Annotated in this window: 14 protein-coding genes; 7 read left to right on the top strand and 7 right to left on the bottom strand. The window is 72.6% G+C overall.

From position 1 onward, the window contains the following. The first annotated feature begins 138 nt into the window (after positions 1-138). From ACFVFH_RS32330 to ACFVFH_RS32310, 5 genes are all read left to right on the top strand, one after another. A complete protein-coding gene (locus ACFVFH_RS32330) occupies positions 139-1146 on the top strand; it encodes a hypothetical protein (RefSeq protein ID WP_383775371.1) in 1008 nt (335 codons plus the stop codon). A 99-nt stretch (positions 1147-1245) separates the two neighbouring features. Further along, a complete protein-coding gene (locus ACFVFH_RS32325) occupies positions 1246-2775 on the top strand; it encodes an amino acid permease (RefSeq protein WP_383775368.1) in 1530 nt (509 codons plus the stop codon). Positions 2776-2974: 199 nt separating this feature from the next. Beyond that, positions 2975-4126 (top strand): substrate-binding domain-containing protein, encoded by a 1152-nt coding sequence (locus ACFVFH_RS32320; protein ID WP_383775365.1) that lies wholly within the window; start codon positions 2975-2977, stop codon positions 4124-4126. Between the two features lie 333 nt (positions 4127-4459). Next, positions 4460-5497: a hydroxyacid dehydrogenase gene (locus ACFVFH_RS32315; RefSeq protein ID WP_383775362.1), complete on the top strand. Its 1038-nt coding sequence runs from the start codon at positions 4460-4462 to the stop codon at positions 5495-5497. After that, entirely contained in the window at positions 5494-7395 is a 1902-nt protein-coding gene (locus ACFVFH_RS32310; protein WP_383775359.1) for a DUF2264 domain-containing protein, read from the top strand. Before ACFVFH_RS32315 ends, ACFVFH_RS32310 begins: the two co-directional genes overlap by 4 nt. A gap of 51 nt (positions 7396-7446) precedes the next feature. Here the strand turns inward: ACFVFH_RS32310 and ACFVFH_RS32305 are convergent, their stop codons facing one another. From ACFVFH_RS32305 to ACFVFH_RS32280, 6 genes are all read right to left on the bottom strand, one after another. Continuing rightward, positions 7447-8079 carry a lactate utilization protein C gene (locus ACFVFH_RS32305; RefSeq protein WP_383775356.1) on the bottom strand — a complete coding sequence of 211 codons (633 nt, stop codon included), beginning with the start codon at positions 8077-8079 and terminating at the stop codon, positions 7447-7449. Further along, entirely contained in the window at positions 8076-9620 is a 1545-nt protein-coding gene (locus ACFVFH_RS32300) for a lactate utilization protein B (RefSeq protein WP_383775353.1), read from the bottom strand. Before ACFVFH_RS32300 ends, ACFVFH_RS32305 begins: the two co-directional genes overlap by 4 nt. Next, on the bottom strand, positions 9617-10384 hold the full coding sequence (locus ACFVFH_RS32295; protein ID WP_383775350.1) for a (Fe-S)-binding protein: 768 nt from the start codon (positions 10382-10384) through the stop codon (positions 9617-9619). The genes ACFVFH_RS32300 and ACFVFH_RS32295 overlap by 4 nt, the downstream gene beginning before the upstream one ends. A gap of 176 nt (positions 10385-10560) precedes the next feature. Further along, positions 10561-11307, bottom strand: a complete 747-nt coding sequence (locus ACFVFH_RS32290) for a FadR/GntR family transcriptional regulator (RefSeq protein ID WP_383775347.1) — start codon at positions 11305-11307, stop codon at positions 10561-10563. Between the two features lie 148 nt (positions 11308-11455). Further along, entirely contained in the window at positions 11456-12502 is a 1047-nt protein-coding gene (locus ACFVFH_RS32285) for a S66 peptidase family protein (RefSeq protein ID WP_383775344.1), read from the bottom strand. A gap of 119 nt (positions 12503-12621) precedes the next feature. After that, a complete protein-coding gene (locus tag ACFVFH_RS32280; protein WP_383775341.1) occupies positions 12622-13401 on the bottom strand; it encodes a crotonase/enoyl-CoA hydratase family protein in 780 nt (259 codons plus the stop codon). Positions 13402-13507: 106 nt separating this feature from the next. Between ACFVFH_RS32280 and ACFVFH_RS32275 the strand changes: the two genes are divergently transcribed. Together ACFVFH_RS32275 and ACFVFH_RS32270 are read left to right on the top strand one after the other, a co-directional pair. Further along, positions 13508-14404 (top strand): DUF2510 domain-containing protein, encoded by an 897-nt coding sequence (locus ACFVFH_RS32275; protein WP_383775480.1) that lies wholly within the window; start codon positions 13508-13510, stop codon positions 14402-14404. A 98-nt stretch (positions 14405-14502) separates the two neighbouring features. Continuing rightward, a complete protein-coding gene (locus ACFVFH_RS32270) occupies positions 14503-14832 on the top strand; it encodes a hypothetical protein (protein WP_383775338.1) in 330 nt (109 codons plus the stop codon). 33 nt (positions 14833-14865) lie between these two features. Here ACFVFH_RS32270 and ACFVFH_RS32265 read toward each other — a convergent pair whose 3' ends face one another. Continuing rightward, entirely contained in the window at positions 14866-15498 is a 633-nt protein-coding gene (locus ACFVFH_RS32265; RefSeq protein WP_383775335.1) for a class I SAM-dependent methyltransferase, read from the bottom strand. Between the last annotated feature and the right edge of the window lie 405 nt (positions 15499-15903).

Below are 15903 nucleotides of genomic sequence, written 5' to 3'. Positions count from 1 at the left end.
TGTCCCGAGCCGCGATTCACCGGATCCCGCGCCTTCCGCAGCTGCACGGGTTCCATGCCACCGCCGGGTTGCGTGACGTGCTGAGAAGATCTGCCGAACACCGCATGCCCGCCTGTCGTACGGGGGCAGGGCGAGTCCATGGCCAACAGTGATTTCCGGCCGGTCTACCACCCGGCCGGCCACGACAACGATCTGCGCGTCGCGTTACAGGATCTGCGCACCGGACGCTGGATGTCCATGCGGAGCCTGCTGGAGAGCACACCGGACTGGACCCTGTGGACCCAGCGCACCCAGGTGCTCGGAGCGGTCGCGGCCGGTTCGGACGCGGTACAGGCCTGGCTGGCCGAGGATCCCCGGAGCGTCGCCGCCACGGTGATGCAGGCACGGGTCGTCGTCGAGCGCGCCGTACGCGCCCACCGCGAGGGCCATCACCGGGCCCGGGAGCTGTGGCAGGAGGCCTGGCAGGCCTGCCGTACCGCGGCGAACGCCTCGCCCGCGGACCCGGTGCCCTGGGTGTGTCTGCTGGCCCTGTCCCAGCTGGACGAGCGGCAGCAGCTGGCGGAACACCGGCTGCATCCGCCGGGGCCGATGCTCTTCCCCGGCCCGTGGGGGCTGCTGGCGGAGGCCGACAAGCGCGATCCGTGCAACCGCGAGGCGTACCACCGGATGCTCCAGTTCGTCTACGCGCGCAAGGCCGGCGGATCGCTCTCCGAGGCGGTCAACTTCGTCCAGTGGGCGGCCTCTTCGGCACCCGACGGCTCCGCGCTGCACGCGCTTCCCCTGTATGTGCGGGTCGAGCGCTACCGCCGCGAGCAGGGCCACGAGAAGGCCCTGGACCTGCACTGGGTCACCGAGGACGCGGAACGGGACGCGGCCCGCGCGCTGGAGCTCTGGTTCCGCCGCACGCCCCCGATCTCCCACTCCCTGCTCGACCTCAACCACCTGGCGCACGCCCTGTGGGGGGCGCTCCAATTCGCCGAGGCCGCCACGGTGTTCGAGGAGCTCGGCCCCTACTTCACCTCGGTTCCCTGGGTGTACCGCACGCGCGGTCGCAAGGGCCCGGGGGATGCCGAGGACGTCTTCCTGCGCGCCCGCAGCCGCTGTCTCGCGGCGCCCCGCACCCCCGGACGGGGGCCGCACCACTGAGCACGGGCCCCGTCGCGGTGCCCGCTCCCCGTTCCGACCGATTCCTTCCGTCCCGTTTTCCGTTTCGCGTTTCCCATCCCGCTCATGGAGGTTTTCCCGATGTCCATATCCACCCCGACCCAGTCGGGTGCGGAGGCAATGCCGCCGAAGGACGAGGAGGAGCGGCTGCGCGAACTCGGCTACCAGCCGGTGCTCGCCCGCCGCATGGGAGGCTTCGGCAACTTCGCCATCAGCTTCTCCGTCATCTCGATCCTCTCCGGCTGCATGACCCTGTACGGCTTCGGCATGTCGACCGGTGGCCCGGCGGTGATGCTCTGGGGCTGGGCCGGGGTGGGACTCTTCGTGCTCTGCGTCGGCATGGCGCTCGCCGAGGTCACCAGCGCCTACCCGACCTCGGGGGCGCTGTACTACATGGCCGACCGGCTCGGCGGCCGCAAGTGGGGCTGGTACACCGGCTGGCTGAATCTGCTGGGTCTGCTGGGCGCGATCGCGGGCATCGACTATGGTGCGGCGCTGTTCACCGGTGCGCTGATGAACCTGCAGTGGGGATTCACGCCCACGCCCGGCAAGACGATGATCATCTTTCTCTGCATCCTGCTGCTGCACGCCGTGCTGAACCTCTTCGGCGTCCGCCTGGTCAGCGTGCTCAACTCCATCAGCGTGTGGTGGCACCTCGCGGGTGTCGCGGTGATCGTCACCGTGCTCGCGATCGTGCCCTCGCACCACCAGTCGCCGTCGTTCGTCTTCACCGAGTTCGTCAATGACACCGGCTGGCACAACCCCCTGTACGTGGCGGCGATCGGCCTGCTGCTCGCCCAGTACACCTTCTGCGGCTACGACGCCTCGGCCCACCTGTCGGAGGAGACGTCGAACGCCTCGGTGACGGCGGCCAAGGGCATCGTCCGCGCGATCTGGGTCTCCTGGATCGCCGGTTTCGTACTGCTCGCCGGGCTGACCTTCGCCATCCAGGACTACGCGGGCGCCCAGGAGAGCTCCACCGGTGTGCCGCCCGCGCAGATCCTGATCGACGCGCTCGGCACCTCCGGGGCCACCGCCATGCTGCTGATCGTGATCGCGGCGCAGCTGTTCTGCGGCAACGCCGAGGTCGCCGCGGCGAGCCGGATGGTCTTCGCGTTCAGCCGTGACAACGCCCTGCCGGGCTCGGCGCTGTGGCACAAGGTGAGCGCGCGCACCCAGACGCCCGTCAACGCGGTGTGGCTCTCGGTCGTCGTCGCCGGGGTGCTCGCGCTGCCGTCGCTGTACTCCGCCACCGCGTACGGCGCGGTGACCGCGATCAACGTCATCGGCATCACGCCCGCCTACGCGATCCCGATCTTCCTGAAGCTGCGCTCCGGCAGCCGCTTCGAGCGCGGTCCGTGGCACCTGGGCCGCTGGAGCAAGCCGATCGGCTGGGTCGCCGTCGTCTGGGTCGCCCTCGTGACCGTGCTGTTCCTGCTCCCGCAGTCCTCGCCGGTGACGGTCGACTCGATGAACTACGCGTCGATCGCGCTGATCGCGGTGCTGCTCCTGGCCACCGTGTGGTGGTTCGTCGCCCGCCGTTCGTACAGCACGCCGTCGGCGTACGGGAACGCCCGCGAGCAGGCGGAGATCGAGGAAGGCATCGTCTGATCCGGTTTCTCCCCTCGACCCTCCCGGAACAGCCCCGTCGCGGGGCGCCCCGGGAGGGCCGCGTGCATGACGGCGGTGGGGCGTACGGGGCGGTCGGCGGCCCCGGACCACCGGGGGTGATCGCTATGCTGCGACCCGGGCGCTCACCGAAAGCGCTCAAACGAACAACGCGCGGCGGTACGGCGAAGGGGCCAGCAGCATGCGGGAGCCGGTGGAACTCAGGCGTCAGCGAATCCTTTCGGTGGTGGAATCGCGCGGTGCCGTCAAGGTCGGCGTGCTCGCGGCCGAGCTGGACGTCTCGGTGGTCACGGTCCGGCGGGACGTCGAGGAGCTGGCCCGGGCCGGCCGGCTGCGCCGCGGGCACGGGGTGGCCCGTCCGGTGCGGGAGCCGGTGCGCGCGGCCCGGGTTCCGGCGGGCCGGAGCGAGGTGCCCGCAGGGGAGGCCGGGGCGGTCGCCCTGGTCGTCCCGGAGCGGCATTCGTATCTGTACGAGACGCTGCACGGCGCCCGGTCGGTCCTGGAGGAGTCGGGGATACGGATCGCCCTGCACATCGCGCCGCCGTCGCCCGGTGCCGAACGCCCGCTGGTGGAGCGGGCGCTGGCGGACGGGGCGCGGGGGCTGCTGATCGCACCGCGCTGGCCCGGGGCCCGTTCGGAGGAGCTGGACCACGGCTGGCTCGCGGACGTGGGGGTGCCGACCGTGCTGATGGAGCGGCGGCCCCGGCCGGGCAGTGCGCTGCACGCCCTGGACTCCGTGTGTTCCGATCACTGGTACGGAACGCATCTCGCCGTCGAGCACCTGGTGTCGCTGGGGCATCGCCGTATCGTGCTGGCCGCCCGTGACGACAGCCCGACGGCGCGCAGCATCCGGGCGGCGTTCGCGGAGATCGCGGCGGCGCGTCCGGAGGTGGAGGACTGGACCGTGGTGCTGAGCTCCCCGCAGGCCGTGCCCGGTCCCGGCCCGGACTCCCCCGGCCCGGGGGCGGCCGCGCCGCCGCCTTCCCCGGCCGACGGCCGCGCCGCGCTCGATCCGGCCGCGCTGCTGCGGGAGCGGGGCGCCACGGGGGCGGTGCTGCACGGGGACGTGGACGCGCTGATGCTGGTGCAGCGGCTGACGGAGAGCGGGATGCAGGTGCCGCGGGACTGTTCGGTGGTGGCGTACGACGACGGGGTCGCGGCGCTCGGCAGCCCGCCGCTGACCGCGGTGGCGCCGCCGAAGGCGGAGATCGGCCGGGCCGCCGCCGAGCTGCTTCTCCACCGGCTGTCCGGGGCGGACGGCCCGGTGCGCCGGACGGAGCTGCTGCCCACGCTGGAGGTCCGTGGATCGGCGCGGGAACTGCCGCGTCCGTGACACCGTCCGGATTGATCGTTTGACCGCTTTCATTTTCTTCTGATCGATCTATTGACCCGTAACGATCAGCCGATCAGGATTTCCCGTGAGCCGTTTTCAGAAGCCGCGGGAGGCACCCATGCCGGGTCCGACACAGCCGCCGGTCCGTGCCCGCCACGGTCGCCGCCGTGCCGCCGAAGGACGCCCCCGGTTCCCCCGGCGGCGGACCCCGGGGGCCGCCCGCCGCCGTTGACACCCGCCCGCCCCGCGCCCGGACGCCGCCGGAGGGCCGGGGCCGTGGCGGGCGCCGCGCAGTGACCCCGCCACCACCCCGCCCCCCCTACCAGGAGAGAGATGCCCACCACCCCTGGCACCCCGGTACCCCGCGACCGGCCCCGCGCCGCCGCCGCCATGAATCCGGCCGCCGCCACCGCGCTCCTCGACGCCCGGTCGCTGGCCGCGCTCGACGAGGTGTGCGCTCTCGCTCCCCTGCCCGTCCTCGACGACTTCGGCACCGACCGGGCCCGCGCCGTACTGGCCGACACCGAACTCCTGCTCACCGGCTGGGGCTGTCCGCCGCTCGACACGGCCGCCCTGGACGCGGCTCCGCGCCTGCGCGCGGTGGTGCACACCGCGGGCAGTGTGCGCGGACACATCACCGAGGCCTGCTGGGAGCGCGGCATCGAGGTGTCCTCGGCGGCCGCCGCCAATGCCCTGCCGGTGGCCGAGTACACGGTCGCGATGATCCTGCTCTCCGGGAAGCGGGTGCTGGAGCGGGCCCGCGACTACCGGGCGGAACGCCGCCGCGACAACTGGCTCGCCGCCCCCGACCGGGTCGGGAACTACGGCCGGACCGTGGGCATCCTCTCCGCCTCGATGATCGGCCGCCGCGTCGTCGAACTGCTGCGGCCCTACGACCTGACCGTCCTGCTGCACGACCCGTACGTCTCCGAGGCGGAGGCCGCCGGGCTCGGCGTCCGGCCGGTCGGCCTCGCCGAACTGTTCGCGGAGAGCGACGTGGTGAGCGTCCACACCCCGCTGCTGCCCGCCACCCGCGGGCTCGTCAGCCGTGAACTGCTCGCCTCGATGCGCCCGGACGGGGTGCTCATCAACACCGCGCGGGGTGCCGTCGTCGACCAGGACGCGCTCACCGACGTACTGCTGCGGAACCGGATCCGGGCCGTTCTCGACGTCACCGACCCCGACACACTGCCCGCCGCGCACCCCCTCTGGGAGTGCGGCAACGCCCTGATCACCCCGCATCTCGCCGGCTCCCAGGGCAACGAGTTGCGGCGGCTGGTCGACCTCGCGGCCGACGAGGCCGGCCGCTGGGCCGCGGGCGACGGTTTCGCCCATCCCGTACGACGCGAAAGGCTGGCCTTCCTCGCATGACCGCTCCCCGTCCGACCTCCCCCATCGAACTCCCCGCCGAGGACCGGGTGTCGAGCCCGCACACCGGCTACACCCGAGCGCACTGGGAGGCCGCCGCCGACGGGCTGCTCCGGTCCGCCTGGCAGTGGGCCACACCGGGCGGCGCCCTGCTGGACCTGCCGGGCAGGCCGTCCGCGTCCGGGGTGCGCTCGGACGGTCTGGAGGGGTACGCGCGCACCTTCCTCGCCGCCGCCTTCCGGGTCGCGGGCGCGGAGGGCGAGGACCCGTACGGCTGGCTCGACCGGTACGCGGACGGGCTCGCGGCCGGCACCCTCACCCCCGGCCGCGACGACGCCGAGTCCTGGCCGCTGATCCGCGACCACACCGTCTTCGGCCAGCCCATGGTGGAGTCCGCCTCGGTCGCCATCGGTCTGCGGCTGACCCGCCCGTGGCTCTGGGACCGGCTCGACGCCGGGGTGCGGGACCGGACCGAGGAGTGGCTGCGCGACGCGCTGCGGCACGTGCCCTCCCCCAACAACTGGTATCTCTTCCCCTACTCCGTGGCCGGGTTCCTGGAGTCCGTGGGCCGCGGCGACGCCGAGACGGCACGGGCGAAGCAGCGGGCCCTCGACCTGCTGGAGGGCTGGTACCGGGGCGACGGCTGGTACGCGGACGGCGACGGCCGCGCCTTCGACCACTACAACGGCTGGGCGCTGCACCTCTATCCGGTGCTGGACGCGTACCTGTCGGGCGACACGGAGCTGTCCGCGCGCTACGGCGCCCGGCTGCGCGAACATCTGGAGGGCTTCTCGCTGCTGTTCGGCGGCGACGGTGCGCCGATCCACTTCGGCCGCTCGCTGACCTACCGTTTCGCGGCCGCCTCCTCCGTCGCGCTCGGTGCCCTCAGCGGACACACCCCCCTCACGCCCGGCGCCTCGCGGCGGGTGATCAGCGGCTCGCTGCGCTACTTCCTGGAGCGGGGCGCGACCGGTACGGACGGGCTGCTGAACCTGGGCTGGCACGGCCCGCACGAGGCCTCGATCCAGAACTACTCGGCGCCCGCGTCACCGTACTGGGCGTCCAAGGCCTTCGTCGCGCTGCTCGCCCCGGACGGCCATCCGCTGTGGTCCGCGACCGAGGAGCCCGCGCCCAGCGAGGGGCCCGACCGGGTGCTCGCGCTGCCGGCACCTGGGCTGCTCGTCCAGTCCACCCGCGCGGACGGGATCGTGCGGCTGCACAACCACGGCAGCGACCATGTGCGCCCGCACGAGGGCGAGTCGCAGGTGCAGGACGACCCGCTGTACAGCCGCCAGTCGTACTCCACGGTGACCGGCCCCACCTCCCGGGCGAACGCGGCGGACAACCATCTGGCGGTGGTCGTCGGCGGGGCGCGCAGCGGGCGCCGTGTCATCCGTGCGCTGGGCGCCGGAGGGGGCGACGGCTGGGGCTGGGCCGCCTCCTGGAACCGGCCGGTGTTCACCTCGGGCTCACCGATGGTGCCGGGGCTGCGGGTGGAGAGCGTCACCGTGGTGCGCGGCCGCTACGAACTGCGCGTGCACCGGGTGCTGGGCGCCCCGGACGGGGCCCGGGTGGAGCAGACGGGCTGGGCGACCGGCCGCGACGACGCCCTGACCTCCGCGCTGCACGGTCTGCACGGCTGGGAGTCCCGGGACGAGGTACGTGCTCCGCAGGGCACCGCGTACACGCCCTGGGCGGTGGTGCCCCGGCTGTCCGCGTCCATCGGGGGCACGGCGGTGCTGGTGGCGCTGGCCTCGCTGACCGCGCGGCCCGACGCGGAGCCGCTCGACGCGGCGGTGAGCGGGGTGACGGTGGACGGGGACACCGTGGAGGTCCGCTGGGCGGACGACGCGGCGACGACCCGCGTCCGCTTCGCGCCGCTGACGGTCACGCACGGCTGAGCGCCGGGGTGCGCGGCCCGCGCGCCGCGCACCCCGTCCGGTGGGACGGTCCTACGCGTCCGTCCTGATCACCACGGCCAGGGTGCGCGGACCGTGCACGCCCTCCACCCGCTCCAGCTCGATGTCGGAGGTGGCCGAGGGGCCGCTGATCAGTGTCGTCGGCCGCTCGGGCGCCAGCCGGGCCACCGCCTCCGGCACCCCGGTCTCGACGGTCGACAGGTCGACGACGCACACATGGAGGTCGGGGACGAGGGAGAGCGCGCGCCGCCCCTGGTCCGGCGAGCCGTCCAGGAAGATCGTGCCGGTCTCGGCGCAGCTGACGGCGGAGGCGGTGAGGACCCCGTCCAGGGCGTCGAGCCGGGGCGCCGGGATGTCGCCGGAGTCCTGCTGGACCTCACCGTCGTACGCGTCGAGCCACCGCGGGTCGAGCCCGGCCGGCACCCCGATCCGGCGTGCGCCGCACTCCCGCAGCACCTCGGCGACGACCTGGGCCGTGCGGTCGGCGGTGCAGGTGTGCACCGTGGCCTTGTAGTCGACGAGCCGGTCGGTGAAGAGGGCCAGGCGTGCGTCGTCGGCAAGGACGCGGCCGGTGCGGTAGGCGCGCGGCACGGTGGTCTCCGGTGCGGGGGCGAGGGCGAGGGCGTCCCTGATCCTCCCCAGCACCGTCTCACGGGCGGTCGTCACTTCTCCTCCTCGTTCTTCTTCCGGTTCTCCGCGTGCTCGTCGGCGGCGGCCCGCATCGTCGCGGCGCCCTCGGCCGACGCCAGCCAGGAGCGGAAGGTCTGCTTCGGCGGCACGGCGGTGTCCCGGCTCGCGCTCCAGCCGTCGAACGGCGGGGGGAGGTGCGAGATCGTGCCGTTCCGCCCGCCGACGACCCGGCCGAGCCCCGCGCCCTTCTGCGCGGCCGTGAAGACCTTCGGGTGCTTCATCACGGTGGCCGCGGCCTTCATGGCCAGCTTCTCCGCCGTCGTACCGGACTGTTCGGTGTTCTGGTGCCGCAGTTCAACCAGCAGCGAGGGAATGTCGATCTTGACCGGGCAGGCGTCGAAGCAGGCGCCGCAGAGGCTGGAGGCGTACGGCAGCGAGCTGTTGGGGTCGTCCTTGGCCGCGTGCATCCCGGCCAGCTGGGGGGTGAGGACGGCGCCGATCGGTCCGGGGTACGTCGATCCGTACGCGTGGCCTCCGGCCCGTTCGTACACCGGGCAGACGTTGAGGCAGGCCGAACAGCGGATGCAGTTGAGGGCCTCGCGCCCGATCCGGTCGGCGAGCGCCGCGGTGCGTCCGTTGTCGAGCAGGACCAGATGGAAGTCCTGCGGCCCGTCGCCGGGCGTCACCCCGGTCCACATCGAGGTGTACGGGTTCATCCGCTCGCCGGTGGAGGAGCGCGGCAGCAGCTGGAGGAAGACTTCGAGGTCCTGGTAGCGCGGCAGGACCTTCTCGATGCCCATGACGGTGATCAGGGTGTCGGGCATCGTCAGGCACATACGGCCGTTGCCCTCGGACTCCACGACGGCGAGGGTCCCGGTCTCGGCGATGCCGAAGTTGGCGCCGGAGACCGCCACCCCGGTCGTCATGAACTTCTCGCGCAGATAGGCGCGGGCGGCGGCGGCCAGATGCGCGGGGACGTTGTCCAGCCGCGGGTCGACCCCCGGGATCTCCTTGAGGAAGATCTGCCGGATCTCGTCGCGGTTGCGGTGGATCGCGGGAACCAGGATGTGCGAGGGCTTGTCGTGCGCGAGCTGGACGATCAGCTCGGCGAGGTCCGTCTCGTACGGGGTGATGCCGACCGATTCGAGGTGCTCGTTGAGGCCGATCTCCTGGGTGGCCATCGACTTGACCTTGATGACGTCGCTGCTGCCCGTGGCCCTGACCAGCCGGGTGACGATCTCGTTGGCCTCGACGCCGTCGCGCGCCCAGTGGACGGTGCCGCCGCGTTCGGTGACGTTCCGCTCCAGCTGCTCCAGGAGTTCGGGGAGCCGGTTCATGGTCTCGGTCTTGATGGCCGAGCCCGCGTCGCGCAGCGCTTCCCAGTCGGGCAGCTCGGCGGTGACGGCGAGGCGTTTGGCGCGGATCGTACGGGTGGCGCGGCCGAGGTTGCGGCGCAGTTGCTCGTTGCGCAGTTCGTCGTGGGCGGCCCTGGGGAACTTCCGGTCGCCGCGCAGATTGCCGGTCCCGTACGGGGAACGGGGCGGGGGCGCGGGCATGCCGAGGAAGGTGCTGCTCATCGGAGGGCCTCCGTGGGGGCGTACGGCGAGGTGCGGGTGGCGGAGAGGACCTGGGCGAGGTGCAGGGTGCGGGTGCCCGATCCGATCCGGGAGAGCCCGCCGCCGATGTGCATCAGGCAGGAGGAGTCCCCGGCGGTGCAGACACCGGCGCCGGTGGCGGCGATGTTGCGCATCTTGTCCTGGAGCATCGCGGTCGACGTCTCGGCGTTCTTGACGGCGAAGGTGCCGCCGAATCCGCAGCAGGAATCGGCTTCGGGGAGCTCGACGAGATCGATGGAGTCGACGGCGCGGAGCAGCTTGAGGGGCTTGTCACCGACGCGGAGCATGCGCAGGGAGTGACAGGTGGGGTGGTACGTCACCCGGTGCGGGAAGTACGCGCCCACGTCCACGACGTCCAGGACGTCCACGAGGAGTTCCGACAGCTCGTACGTCTTGGCCTTGACGGTGGCGACGCCCGCGCGCAGCGCCGCGTCCCCGTACCGTTCGGCGACGATCTCGTGCTGGTGGCGGACCGAGCCCGCGCAGGATCCGGACGGCATGACGACGGCTTCGATCGAGGCGTCGCCGAACTGGTCGGCGAAGTTCCGTACCAGGGGGGCGGGTTCGCGCTGATAGCCGGTGTTGACATGCATCTGACCGCAGCAGGTCTGCTCCGGCGGGAACACCACGTCGTGGCCCAGGCGGGCGAGCAGGACCGCGGTCGATTTCACCGCCTCGGGGAAGAGCGTGTCTCCCAGACAGGTGGCGAAGAGTCCGATGCGCATGGGTCTCTCCGATCGCTTCTCCATTTATATGGTCCGACCATACTAGCCTCGGTCCGGAACATGAAGGCTGCGGCACCACGGGCCGCACGCGACGGAATCCACTGTTAGTCATGCACCTGACAAAACAGGGGGCTCGTGCCCGGACGCGAGCCCCGGCCGGGGCTTGCGTCCGGGCGTCAGGAATCTCCCCGGGCCCGTTCGGAGTTCTCGTCGACCAGCGTGCCGTGCAGATTCCGGATGTGCCGCTCCACGAGGTCCGCGGCCCCGGCACCCTCCCCGGCGCGCACCAGCCGCAGCAGCTCGGCGTGTTCCGCGTTGAGCGTCGCGGCCGTGGCCGGCCAGTCCTCGGCCCGTTCCAGCGCCCGCAGGATCAACGGCCGCACCGACTCGCGGACGGCGGAGGTGAGCGTGGAGGTCAGTTCGTTGCCGGAGCCGCGGGCGATGTGCACATGGAACCGGGTGTCCAGGTCGTTGAACTCCGCCACCCCGACGTCCGGCTCCCCCATCCGCACGACCAGCGACTCCGCCTCGGCCAGGTCCTCCGGGGAGGCGTGCCGCGCGGCCGCCTCGAAGCTGGACCGCTCCAGCACGACGCGCGCCTCCAGGACGTCCTCCAGGCTGTAGCTGCCCAGGGCGAAGTGGAGGCGCAGCAGCCGTCCCAGCGCGTCGTCGGGGTTGCGTACGATCCGCGCCCCGGCGTCCGGCCCCCGGCCCGGCTGCGCGACCAGCACACCGATGGTCTCCAGCACCCTCAGCGCCTCGCGCAGCGCGGACCGGCTGACACCGAGCACCGGCGCGAGCTCACGCTCGGGCGGCAGCCGGTCGCCGGCCCTGAGCTCACCGGCGAACACCCGCTCCTCGATGCTCTGGAGCACGAGCTCATGCGTACGGGACTGCCGTACGGGCTGCCACTCGACGGGCATCCGTCACCCCCTGCCTCGGCCGGAATCGTCCGGTTGCCGTCGCTTCTGCTGCCGGTCCTCAACTATGTCACACACCACATATGGTCGGACCAAAGACCGGCGCCGCTCGGGCGTGCGCCCCGCTCCCGCCTCCCCGCCTCGTGCCGGGTCAGTAGGTGACGACGATGCGGCGGCCCACTCCGTCCACCTCGATCTCGCCGCCGTAGGGGATGACCAGCTGCGGGTCGGTGTGGCCGAGGTCGACATCGAGTACGGCCATGGTGTCGGGGGCGTACTCGCTCAACGCCCGCAGCACCGCCTGCCGTTGCTCCGTACGGAACCGCTCCCCCGCCTCGGGGCCGAGCGGCTGCTCGAACGACCAGTTCTTGGCCCGGCCCATGAGGAGCGCCGGGAACTGAGCGAGCAGGCCCCGCTCCCCCATGTTCCGCAGGATCCGGTAGACCTCGTCCGCCGAGGGCATCTCCTCACATGTTTCGAGGAACAGCACCCGCCCCGCGTAGCTGTCCACGGGACGTATCTCGCGGTCGGCCATCAGCATCCAGGAAAGGATCTCCAGACTTCCGCCCCAGCTCGCGCCCCGCACCGTCCGGCCGTCGGCGTTGTGCCAGATCCAGCCCTCGCAGGGCCGCATCTCGGGTTCGGTCTCGAAGGTGCTCGGCTCCTCCCACCGGCCGTTGGCCCCGCTGGTCTCCTCGGACGGGGTCAGTTCGAAGGCGCCGTGCGTGAAGAGCGCGGCCCGTACGGACGCGGCGGTCAGCGGGTGGAGCGCGCCGGGGCGGCCCATCTCGACCATCACGGTGGCGCCGTGGTAGCCGACGATGCCCAGGTTGTCGAGGAACACCAGCAGATTGGTGTTGTCGCTGTACCCGAAGAAGGGCTTGGGGTGGGCGCGCAGCAGCTCGCGGTCCAGGTGCGGCAGCACGGTGATCTGGTCGTCGCCGCCGATGGTGGAGATCACCGCCTTGATGCCGGGGTCGGCGAAGGCCGCGTGGATGTCGGCGGCCCGCTCCTGGGGCGTGGAGCCCATCTTCCGCGTCGTGGGGTACTCCACGGGTTCGAGCCCGAATTCGTCCCTGAGCCTGCGCAGTCCCAGTTCGTGGGGCAGCGGGAGGAGTCCGGGCAGGCCGGAGGAGGGGGACAGCACGGCGACGCGGTCGCCGGGCCGGGGTTTGGCGGGGTACGGGTTGGTCGGCATCCGCCGAGCGTAGGCGGGCGGCGGGGCGGCGTCGCGGCATTTCCCGTCCGGGCGGCCGGCGGGGCATTTCCCGTCCGGGCGGCCGGCGGGGCAGGGGCGGGGCCCACCGCCGCCCCGGGTCACCGGTCGAAGGATCCGTGGCGGCCCGCACCGCGTCCGAACCGCTCCGCCCCGGCCAGGGTCTCCCCCGCGGTCAGCGGCACCAGCCCGTGCCGGTACTCGGCGGCCAGCGCCTCCGGTTCGTCCAGGCCGTGCTGCTCGCGCACCGACAGCCGGTCGTGGCGCAGGCACAGCTGCGGGAACGCGGCGATCTCCCGGGCCAGCCGCTCCGCCGCACCGCGCGCCGTACCCGGCGGGACGATCCGGTTGGCGAGCCCCATGGCGTACGCCTCGGCGGCGGGTACGGGCCGCCCGGTGAGGATCATGTCCATGGCCCGGCTCTCGCCGATCAGACGGGGCAGCCGTACCGTGCCGCCGTCCACCAGCGGCACGCCCCAGCGGCGGCAGAACACCCCGAACACCGCGTCCTCCTCGGCCACCCGGAGGTCGCACCAGAGCGCCAGCTCCAGGCCCCCGGCCACCGCGTGGCCCGAGACCGCCGCGATGACGGGCTTGCCGAGCCGCATCCGGGTCGGCCCCATCGGCCCGTCGCCGTCGGCCAGGACCTGGTTGCCCCGTTCCGTACCGATGCCCTTCAGGTCGGCGCCCGCGCAGAACGTGCCGCCCTCGCCCCAGAGCACGGCGACGGACGCGTCCGGATCGGCGTCGAACACGCGGAAGGCGTCGGCCAGTCGGCTCGCGGTCGGTCCGTCCACGGCGTTGCGCACCTCGGGCCGGTCCAGGATCACGGTGAACACGGCGCCCTCGCGCTCGATCCGTACGGCTGATCGTTCGCTCATCGTTCGGCCTCCCCGGGAGAGCTGTGCGGGGCGGCGGGGATGCCGCCGTCCCGGCTGGTTCATGCGATTCTCACGCAACCGTTCTACGGTGGGGCGCGTGACCCAGATGACCCCGCCCGGCTGGCACCCAGACCCCGGGTATACAGGAATAGGCCCCCGCCACGAGCGCTGGTGGGACGGCGCCCAGTGGACCGACCAGCTCCGTGTGCCGCCCGCCGCGGTCCGGCGCCGCCGGACCCGTATCGCAGTGGGGGTCACCGCGGGCGTGGTGGTTCTCGCGGCGATCGGGGGCGGCCTCTTCCTGCTGTCGGACAAGTCCGGCGACACGACGGAACACGCGGCCACGACCCCGTCCTCCGCTCCTTCGGACGCCCCGCGCCGCGGACCGGGCGGATCCGGCGGATCCGGCGGGAGCGGCGGGAGCGGCGGCGAAAGGGGGCCCCGGCAGCAGATGCCGCAGGCCGAGGACGGTTACGCCACGGACCTGGCGAGCGGGATCAGCCTTCCGGTTCCCGACGGCTGGCAGGGAAGCTCCGGGATCGCGGGCGCGGGGGTGACCACCGGGGAGTACCCGTGCCCCGGCGACACGTCCGAGGAGTGCGTGCGCGGCGGGGTGTTCTCCATGCCCGCGAAGGGGCTGGAGCTCGACACCACGACGGCGAAGGCCACGGCGCTGAAGGACATCTCCGCCAACGCCACGCAGTCCTACGGCGAGAAGATCTACGGTGGCATCACCTCCCACCAGGAACTCAAGTCCGAGGCGGTCACCGTGGCCGGTGAACAGGGCTATCTGGTGCGCTGGAAGGTGGAGACGAAGAACGGCGACGACGGATACGTCCAGTCGCTGGCCTTTCCGTCGCCCCACGCCAAGGACATGCTGATCGTGGTCCGGTCCGGCTTCGACATCGGCTCCAAGGCCCCCGCGCTCTCCGTCATGGACGACATCACGAAGGGCATCAAGGCGGCCTCGGGAACCGGCTCCGGGTCCGGCACCGACACCTAGCACCTGGTGTCCCGCGCGACGCCATGAGTACGCGGAGCGGTCCGAACTGAGTACGCGGGCCGATCCGCCGGGTGCCGGTCGCTGGTCGAATGGCCACCATGCTTCCTGACGCACCGCTCCGCCCCCGTATGCAGCACGTCGCCTCGGCGGGTACGACCCTGGCGCTGGCCCTGGCACCGCTGGTGATCGGCGTGCTGTTCGCCAGGACCATGGCGACGGACCCCATGACTCCGGTGAACGCGCTGGCCACACGGGGCGGTCCGGCCCTGCCCGTCCCGCCGCCGGCGCAGTGGCGCGGGTGCGGCAAGCAGGCGCTGCGCGGCTGGGCGGACCCGCTGCGCGCCGGCCGGCGTCCCGGTGCGCTGGTACGGCGGTGTCCCGGGGTGCGGCGTCCGCGCCGGCCGGAGCCGCTGCGGGCCGAGCGCTGAGGGGGCGACGGGCCCGGCACCCGGGGCCGGGTGTCAGGCCCGTCGGCAGTGCAGGAACAACTGCGGCTCGGCCACCGCCGCCTCGTACTCCGGAGTGAAGAGGGTGCTCTGCTCCCAGAGCACCGAGAAGCCCGCCTCGGTGACCAGTTCGGTGAACTCCTCCGGGCCGAAGCTCGTGGCACGCACCTGGTGCCCCATGAAGACGACGTCGACATCCTCGACGTCCAGCGGCACCGTCGCCACGACCAGATGGCCTCCGGGGACCAGCAGCCGGGCGCAGGTGCGCAGGAGCCGGGCCTGGTCGGCGCGGTCCATCTGGAGCAGGGAGAAGTACGCGCAGACCGCGTCGAACGCGCCTTCTTCCAGAGCGAGTTCGCGGATGTCCGCGCATACGAAGGAAGCGTCGGGCACCTGTCGGGCCGCCAGCTCCACCATGACGGGCGAGACATCGACCCCCAGCACCTCGTGGCCGGCTCCGGTCAGGGCCAGTGCGGTCGGCCGCCCCGTTCCGCTGCCGATGTCCAGGATCCTGCCGTGCGGCGCGAGATCGCCCAGCAGCCGGTGCAGCGAGGCCCGGTGGGCGGCGGATCGGCCGAACGCCCGCTCGTAGTCGGCACCCAGCGCGTCGAACACCGTGGCGGCGGCGAGGCCGCGTCCCTCGTCCATCGATGCGGTTCCTTCCCTTGCCCCCTGCGGTCTCCCGGATCGTTTCATCATTCACCGTCACCTTCAACGCCCCACCGTGGCACCGCACATGGGATTCGATGGACCGGTGACCGACCCGAAGGAACGGGAGTTCGGCGCGCGCCCCCGTCGGCGGCCGCGGCCCGGAAATCCGGTTCCCCCGCCGGTATCCGGCTCACTACACTCGCCACGAACCGCACGCCGCGCCCGTCGCACGGCGCGCACCGTACCGAATGAGGGGAGACGAGCCGTGTGCCACCGCGCCGCTGTCATCGTTCCCCGGTCACGGTACGAGGTGTTCCTGGTGTCTTCGTGCACCCGGTGCGGGCTGCGCGGCCCGCACCGGACCCCGTGACGGACGACTGACCTCGCACGGCCCGGCGGCCC

This window comes from Streptomyces sp. NPDC057697 (assembly GCF_042799335.1).
Classification (GTDB): Bacteria; Actinomycetota; Actinomycetes; order Streptomycetales; family Streptomycetaceae; genus Streptomyces.
Note: the sequence above shows the minus strand (reverse complement) of the source record. Positions and strands in the feature narration are given on the sequence as shown.